The following is a 7,331-nucleotide window of genomic DNA, read 5'->3' as shown; positions in this document are numbered from 1 at the left end:
TTAACGTTTGATAATTTTTGAATATCTTTGAATTTCATCCAAGGATTATCTCTTGAATTAAATAATTTTGCTGATTAATTTAAGATCAAATAAATTGTACGTTTTTTGATTTATGACGGAAGTCTAGTAAGTATTCAAATAATTTTCTGTAATTTATAAGAGATAGCATAATAATGCTCAAAAATAAAGTTCTGTTTATTTCCGCTATAAGCGTTGTCGTATGTAGCTTAATTGCTTGTACAAATTTGAATAAACAGGACAAGTTCCCTACGCTCGAGGAAGAGTGTAAATTAGCAGGAAGTAGCAGTAAGCAGTGTGAAATTTTGAATTTAAAAGATCTATCTTTAGATGAAAAAGAGAATCTAATGGGATGGGTCTATCTAAATGGTTTAGATAATATCAAGCCTAATTATGATAAAGCCTACTATTGGTTTGAAAAGGCTGAAAAATCCAATAACCATGAAGCTATAAACTCATTAGGCATGATTTACTTTGCTGGTTTAGGAAAATATAAGGATTTTCAGAAGGCTGAGGAATATTTTTTAGAAGCAAATAAGTATGGTAACAAAGATGCTAAATTGAACTTAGCAGAATTATATAGAATTAAGGATTTTGGTCGATCACCAGATTTTGAAAAAGCAGAGAGTTGGTATTTATTAGGAGTCCAAGATAATCCTTCACGGGCATATGAGGGTTTGTCAAAAATGTATTTGGATCAAGAAAACTATGAAAAAGCATTTGTTTTTTCTGAAAAATCTGCTGAACTGGGTAATCCTGAAGCCCAATATAATTTAGGGGTTTTCTTTGAGCAAGGTGTGTATATAAAAAAAGATAAAATACAAGCTGAATATTGGTATAAAAAAGCAATAGAAAATAGAGAGCGTCGCGCTGCTTACAATTTAGCTTCATTATATGAAAAAGGTGATGGAGTAGAACAGGATTTTAATCTTGCATATGCTTATTATACTTTAGCAAGTGAACTTGGATTAGAGATAGCTCAAAGCAAACTATTTGAACTAGATGGAAAAGTTGCTAAAGCAAATATTCGAATTTTAAAGAATGGGGGAAATATAAAAATTGCGGTAGATGACCCAAATAGTAAATGGGAGATTATGGACGAAGAGGATTATTTGAAGAAAAAAAATTAAGATTTTTATATTATTTAACGGTACTTGTTTGTTTAGTGAGTGGAATATCTTCGGCTGTCTCTAAAAAGCAGAATAATGAGATGACGAATATGCAACTCAAAAATACGCAACCAGAAATTCTTCATATTAAACAAATTTCTGATACGAATTTCAGTTCTTTGATATTCAAATAAATCGCCCTGAAAAGCTAAATAATCCTTTTTTTGCACAACAATTTGTAGAAAACTTACAAATCATCAATCCCGTATTGATCGATGAGAGAAATGAGATTTTCTTAATTATAAGAACCCAACTTCAATTTGGTCTAATTTCAACGGGGCAATATAATACTTACGCCGTTGAGCAGACCGAAACAGGACTAAAAGTTGTAGAGCAAGCGAGTTAGGAATTTAATCAAATATCCTTTCTATCGATCAATTTCTAGCGCTTTTCCTCGACAACTTAAAAACAATTGTTGTTGATGCCACGCAAGTTGTCCTGAAACAATCGTGGTATCAACCTCATAACGGAAAGTTTTATCCTGGAAAGGACTCCAATTGCACTTCATGTAATTTCGTTGATCTTTCACAGCGATACGTTGCGTATTTTCTCTAAGTAAAACGAGATCAGCCCAATAGCCTTCACGAATATAACCACGGTCTTTGATCTTGAATAAATCGGCAACTTGATGAGATGTCTTACGCACCATCGTTTCGATGCTGAGCAATCCATCTGCAACCAGTTCCATCAATGAGGGCACAGCATGTTGCACTAGTGGCAGACCTGAAGGCGCATTCATATAGGATTGCTGTTTTTCATTCCAAGTATGGGGTGCATGGTCTGTCCCAATAATATCCAAACGGTTGCTGTTTGATATTGCATTGATCAGCGCTTCTTTATCTTGTTGGGTTTTGATTGCTGGATTACATTTAATTAAATGTCCAAGTGCAGCATAGTCAGAATCATCAAAACTGAGATGATGAATACAAACTTCAGCAGAAATATGCTTTAAATTCAAGGGTAAGTCTTTAAATAAGCAAAGTTCTTTGGCAGTTGTAATATGTAAAACATGCAGTTTCGTTCCATATTTTTCAGCCAATGAAACAGCCAGTCGTGAACTTTCATAACAGGCCTGTTTATCTCGAATTTCAGGATGCATTGCTGCTGGAATATTTTCGCCATATTTTTCTAAATATAGTTTTTCCTGTTCTTTAATCCGAGGCGTATATTCACAATGGGTCAATAAGATAGTCGGTACATTGGCAAACAACCGTTCAAGGATTTGAGGATCATCGACTAGCATATTGCCAGTTGATGCACCCATAAACACTTTGACGCCACTGACCAATTTTGGATCAAGTTGTTCAATAATGTCTAAATTGTCAGAACTCACACCAAAATGAAATGCATAATTGGCCATGCTGTGTTGTGCAGCAATCTGCTTTTTTTGCGCTAAGGTTTCTAAGTTCAATGTCGCGGGATTGGTATTGGGCATATCCATATAACTGGTAATGCCCCCAATCGTTGCTGCCATAGATTCCGATGCGATACAGCCTTTTTGCGGTGAGCCAGGATCTCTAAAATGAACTTGATCATCAATCATGCCAGGAATCAGCCAAGCACCATTGGCATCAATGGTTTTCGCATTGAAAATACCTGTGATATTGCTAGCGATTTTCTCGATTCGTCCATCTTGAATCAGCACGTCTGCAATATACTGTTTATCTTCATTCACTAGATTGGCATTGCGAATAATGATCTTGGGAAATTGTTTAAAACTCATTGTGCAACGCCTTATAACCTTTGACTAAATGGATATTGGTGCTGACCACACTTTCAGAAAACTCACTGATCGAAACATCAACAGGAGGATATTGGCTTAAATCGGTTTTAGGATTGATATAGCTCATGGCAGGAACATAAAAGTGACTCGGTAAATCACGCCCATCGACCACTGCATTGTGTCGAATCGCACTATGATCACCGACTTTGCAGTTGAATAAAACGCTATTAAAACCAACAAAAACATGGTGACCAATTTCACAAGGACCATGAATAATCGAACGATGTGCAATCGATGAGTTTTCTCCAATTGTCACTGCTGCACCAGCTTTGGAGTGAATCACAACGCCATCTTGAATATTGGAGTTTGCGCCGATAATAATCGGTTCCATTTCTCCATTTTCATCAGTTTCATCTGCTCGAATCACCGCATAGGGTCCAATAAACACATTGGCATGAACAATCACTTTCCCACAAATAATCGCGGTTTGATCGACATAAGCAGATTGATCAATGACAGGAAGATGACCAGATGGATTTTTACGAAGCATAGAATTACCACTTTAAAAAAGTTAAATCATCGGTTGGGTTAAAATCTCGACCTGATCATCTTTCAGACCAAGATAAAAACAGTTGGGGCGTTGGGTGTGGCAAGCAGGGCCGATTTGATTAACCAGAAACAAAAGGCTATCGCCATCACAATCAAGTCTGGCTTCAATCAAATGCTGCCGATGACCTGAACTTTCACCTTTTCGCCACAAACATTTACGTGAGCGCGACCAGTAACACACTTGGTTTGTTGTCAATGTTTCGATTAAAGATTCGGCATTGACCCAAGCCATCATCAGTACATCTTTGGTATGGTGATCTTGTGTGATGGCAGGGATGAGGCCATCTTGATTCCACTTGATCTGCTCAAAAACACTGTTGAAATCAAACTTTTGTCCTAAGGCACCGTATTCCATGCGCTCAAAAATTGGCAGTTTTACCATTGCCATGAACCCCGAGCCACCGCGTCATGTGCATGCAGGCTTTCGGCATGAATGACTTTAAAATTGAAGCCTTTGATATTTTGATGATTTAGAAATGTGCTATATAAACGTCTTAATGCATCTTCACAAAACATAAGGTTTTGACCATTAGCGACTGCAAATGCTTGTTCATCAATACGTTTTACCGCAGTTTGCACGGCTGTCATGAGTGACTGTTCAGCTTGATTAATGAATAAAATTAAAGGGATGTGTTTAATATTTTGATCGAGTTTGAAATTTAGAATGGCAAAGCTTCTTTGGCTATGCGGTGTCGCTGCGATCGCGTCCGTGGTATTGAGCCAGTCCACGATTTGTTGCTGATCTAAACTGATTTCTTGATTAGCCAATGCCGTTTGAAATCGTTGTTGAATAATATTTCTAGCGAGCGCCGCGGAACAAGGACAAGTCGAAGAATAAGGAATCTCGACTTTTAATCTCGCTTCAAATTGATCCTTTAGAAGTTGACAAGACAGCACAAAAGGATAACTTTTCCAGCCTGATAAATTACTAATCAATGCGGGTCTTTCGATATAAAGCTCACTATGAATTTCGATTTTGGCATGTTCAGATAAAGCTTTGTGGCTTTCTAAGAAGTCTTTTAAAACATGTTTGATATCAAATAGGCTGAGATTGCTGATTTTGGTTAGTTCTAAAAGTCGGGTATATAGGCGTGACATGTGGATCCCTTTGGTGAAAGGATCATCTAGGCTGACAAAGGCGTTGATTTGGCTTGGGCAACGTGTATTTTCGATATGTACTGGTAGCGCAATGTTTTCCATACCGACCCAGTCAAGGGAATGGCTATATGCTTTTGGTAAGGTAGATTCAGCAGATATATCTGGAAGAACAAGATTCATTTGTTTGTTTGCTTACGTTGTAATGCTTGTTGTTATGTTATAACATTACAGCAAGCATCTACAAGATCGCTGCGTAGTTAATTTAACTTGAGAGACTCTGAAGAATCAAAATGAACAAAATCTATCTTCTCGGATTCATTTGCTGTCTTTCTGCATGTCATTACCCGAATAAAGCTGCTCAGTTGAATCCAGAATTAAAGACTGAACAGAAACATGCTATTTCAAAAATTATTCTACAAGAAAAGCGTATTCCATCTTCTTACCTCCAATGGATCGCCCAAGCGAATCATCAACAACAAATTTTGGCATACAAGAGTTTTTTAAACCGTCAGGGCATTTCTTCTTATATTCCAAATTTTGAATTTTTCCAGACAGCGAGAGATTGGCAGAAATGCAATTATGCTGAATATGAAGTTCCACCGAGAGAACTATGGAGGAACATTGTTCCAACTTTGAATATTCTTAATCAATTGATAGAACAAAAGCTGATTGATCAGTTCACGGTGACATCAGTGTATCGAAGCTATGCTTTAAATCAGTGTGCTGGCGGAGCGGGCGCATCTAAACACGTCTTTAATGCGGCACTCGATTTTCGTATTGGCAGTGAAAGTCCAGATTCGATTGAACAAATCCGTATCGAGAAAACAAAAACTAAACTTTGCCAGTTTTGGCGAGATCAAGGCGCAGCACTGAATATGGGTTTAGGTGTTTATGCATCAGGACAAATCCATATTGATGCATCGGGATATCGGACATGGGGTGTCGATCATCGTTATACCTCATCGCCATGTGTCAATAATTTCTCTAATAATAACAATGAGTAAATCGCAATGAAATTAACCATAGCTCAGCAAAATATTTTAGCGATATTAAAAGCAGAAAACAAAGCCATGAGTGCTTACGAGTTGTTGGAAAAGGCAAAACCCTATGGTTTTCAAGCCCCCATCCAAATCTATCGAATTCTTAAAAAGCTCACTGATCAATGTCTCATCGTAAAACTCAATACATTAAATATGTATGTTCTGAATCAAGCTGAACTCACAGCAAGTTATCAATTATTTACCGTGTGTACCGAATGCCAAAAAGTACAAACCCTTGCTATTCCACAACTAAAAAACTGCGTGGAATCATCTATCAAAGCCAAAAGATTCAATCCTAAATACCCATATTTAGAAGTATTAGGTCAATGTTTTTCATGTATTTCCAAACATGAAGCCCAGCAAATTTAAAAAGTGAGAAAGCCAATGAATCATTCTTTAGCCACTCCATCTAAACTTCCTGTCACCGTATTATCAGGATTTTTAGGCGCAGGAAAAACCACGTTACTCAATCATATATTGAATAATCGTGAAGGGAGAAAAATCGCCGTGATCGTGAATGATATGTCAGAAGTCAATATTGATGCCGCTTTAGTTCGTGAAGGCGGGGCAGAGTTATCTCGTACTGATGAAAAGCTCGTTGAAATGAGTAATGGTTGTATCTGTTGTACCTTGCGAGAAGATTTGCTTATTGAAGTGCGTCGCTTAGCTGAAGATAATCGTTTCGATCAACTGGTAATTGAATCTACAGGAATTTCCGAGCCATTACCTGTTGCTGAAACTTTTACTTTTGAAGATGAAAATGGCGTTTCACTGAGTGAGTTTGCTCGTCTAGATACCATGGTCACGGTGGTCGATGCTTATAATTTTTTAAAGGATTATAGTTCACTCGACAGTTTGCAATCGCGTGGTGAATCACTGGGTGAAGAAGATGGGCGAAATGTGGTTGACCTTTTGATTGATCAAATCGAGTTTTGTGATGTGATCGTATTAAATAAAGTTGATTTAATTAATGCTCAAGAAAAAGAACAGTTATTTGGAATTTTGCATTCACTTAATCCGAGAGCAAAAATTGAAATTTCAGCTTTTGGCCAAGTAAATTTAGATCGTATATTAAATACCAATCTCTTTGATTTTAATGAAGCGGCGCAAGCGCCGGGTTGGCTAAAAGAGCTCAGTGGTGAGCATACTCCTGAAACAGAAGAATATGGCATTCGCAGTTTTGTTTATCGTGCCAGAAAACCTTTTCATCCACAGCGTTTTTTTGATTTTGTAAACTCAGAATGGAAAGGCGTTATTCGCTCAAAAGGCTTCTTTTGGTTGGCATCCAATCCTGAGTTTGCAGGCACTTGGTCTCAGGCAGGCGCGATGGCGCGACATGGTGTCGCAGGTTATTGGTGGGCGGCTGTAGGTGATGAGCATTGGCCTGAAGATCAACCCAGTCGTGAAGCCATAGAGAAAAACTGGGATGAGTTAACGGGTGATGCACGTCAAGAAATCGTATTGATTGGCATGGATATGGATGAATCAAATTTAATCCAACAATTCGATGCTTGTTTATTAACTGATGACGAAATGGCATTAGGTGCAGAAGAATGGGAAAAGTTTGATAACCCGTTTGTTGAATGGGCGGATATGATCGTTAAGTAAATACAAAGAGTCTGAATAGTGATGAAAGTGGTTTACGATCTATAACTGTTTGCGAGCTAGAGTTTT

At 37.7% G+C, this 7,331-nt stretch carries 8 protein-coding genes; 4 read left to right on the top strand and 4 right to left on the bottom strand.

Annotation, left to right across the window (positions count from 1 at the left end):
• Positions 1–173 precede the first annotated feature (173 nt).
• Positions 174–1,148: a tetratricopeptide repeat protein gene (locus F991_RS12425; protein WP_004671827.1), complete on the top strand. Its 975-nt coding sequence runs from the start codon at positions 174–176 to the stop codon at positions 1,146–1,148.
• A 406-nt stretch (positions 1,149–1,554) separates the two neighbouring features.
• Here the strand turns inward: F991_RS12425 and F991_RS12420 are convergent, their stop codons facing one another.
• From F991_RS12420 to folE2, 4 genes are read right to left on the bottom strand one after another with little or no spacing between them, the layout of a single operon-like run.
• Complete coding sequence (locus tag F991_RS12420; RefSeq protein WP_004671826.1) at positions 1,555–2,910, bottom strand: dihydroorotase; 1,356 nt, start codon at positions 2,908–2,910, stop codon at positions 1,555–1,557.
• Entirely contained in the window at positions 2,900–3,460 is a 561-nt protein-coding gene (locus F991_RS12415; RefSeq protein ID WP_004671825.1) for a gamma carbonic anhydrase family protein, read from the bottom strand. Before F991_RS12415 ends, F991_RS12420 begins: the two co-directional genes overlap by 11 nt.
• A gap of 21 nt (positions 3,461–3,481) precedes the next feature.
• On the bottom strand, positions 3,482–3,901 hold the full coding sequence (gene hisI, locus F991_RS12410) for a phosphoribosyl-AMP cyclohydrolase (RefSeq protein ID WP_034595567.1): 420 nt from the start codon (positions 3,899–3,901) through the stop codon (positions 3,482–3,484).
• Positions 3,895–4,797, bottom strand: coding sequence for a GTP cyclohydrolase FolE2 (folE2, locus tag F991_RS12405; RefSeq protein WP_004671822.1), 903 nt, complete (start codon positions 4,795–4,797; stop codon positions 3,895–3,897). The genes hisI and folE2 overlap by 7 nt, the downstream gene beginning before the upstream one ends.
• A gap of 110 nt (positions 4,798–4,907) precedes the next feature.
• Between folE2 and F991_RS12400 the strand changes: the two genes are divergently transcribed.
• Genes F991_RS12400 through zigA form a run of 3 tightly spaced genes read left to right on the top strand, consistent with a single transcriptional unit; the run spans position 4,908 to position 7,265 of the window.
• Positions 4,908–5,621 (top strand): D-Ala-D-Ala carboxypeptidase family metallohydrolase, encoded by a 714-nt coding sequence (locus F991_RS12400; RefSeq protein ID WP_004671821.1) that lies wholly within the window; start codon positions 4,908–4,910, stop codon positions 5,619–5,621.
• A gap of 6 nt (positions 5,622–5,627) precedes the next feature.
• Positions 5,628–6,026 (top strand): transcriptional repressor, encoded by a 399-nt coding sequence (locus tag F991_RS17755; protein WP_004671820.1) that lies wholly within the window; start codon positions 5,628–5,630, stop codon positions 6,024–6,026.
• 15 nt (positions 6,027–6,041) lie between these two features.
• Entirely contained in the window at positions 6,042–7,265 is a 1,224-nt protein-coding gene (gene zigA / locus F991_RS12390) for a zinc metallochaperone GTPase ZigA (protein ID WP_004671819.1), read from the top strand.
• Positions 7,266–7,331 lie beyond the last annotated feature (66 nt).

Source organism: Acinetobacter sp. CIP-A165 (assembly GCF_000367985.1).
GTDB lineage: Bacteria > Pseudomonadota > Gammaproteobacteria > Pseudomonadales > Moraxellaceae > Acinetobacter.
Note: the sequence above shows the minus strand (reverse complement) of the source record. Positions and strands in the feature narration are given on the sequence as shown.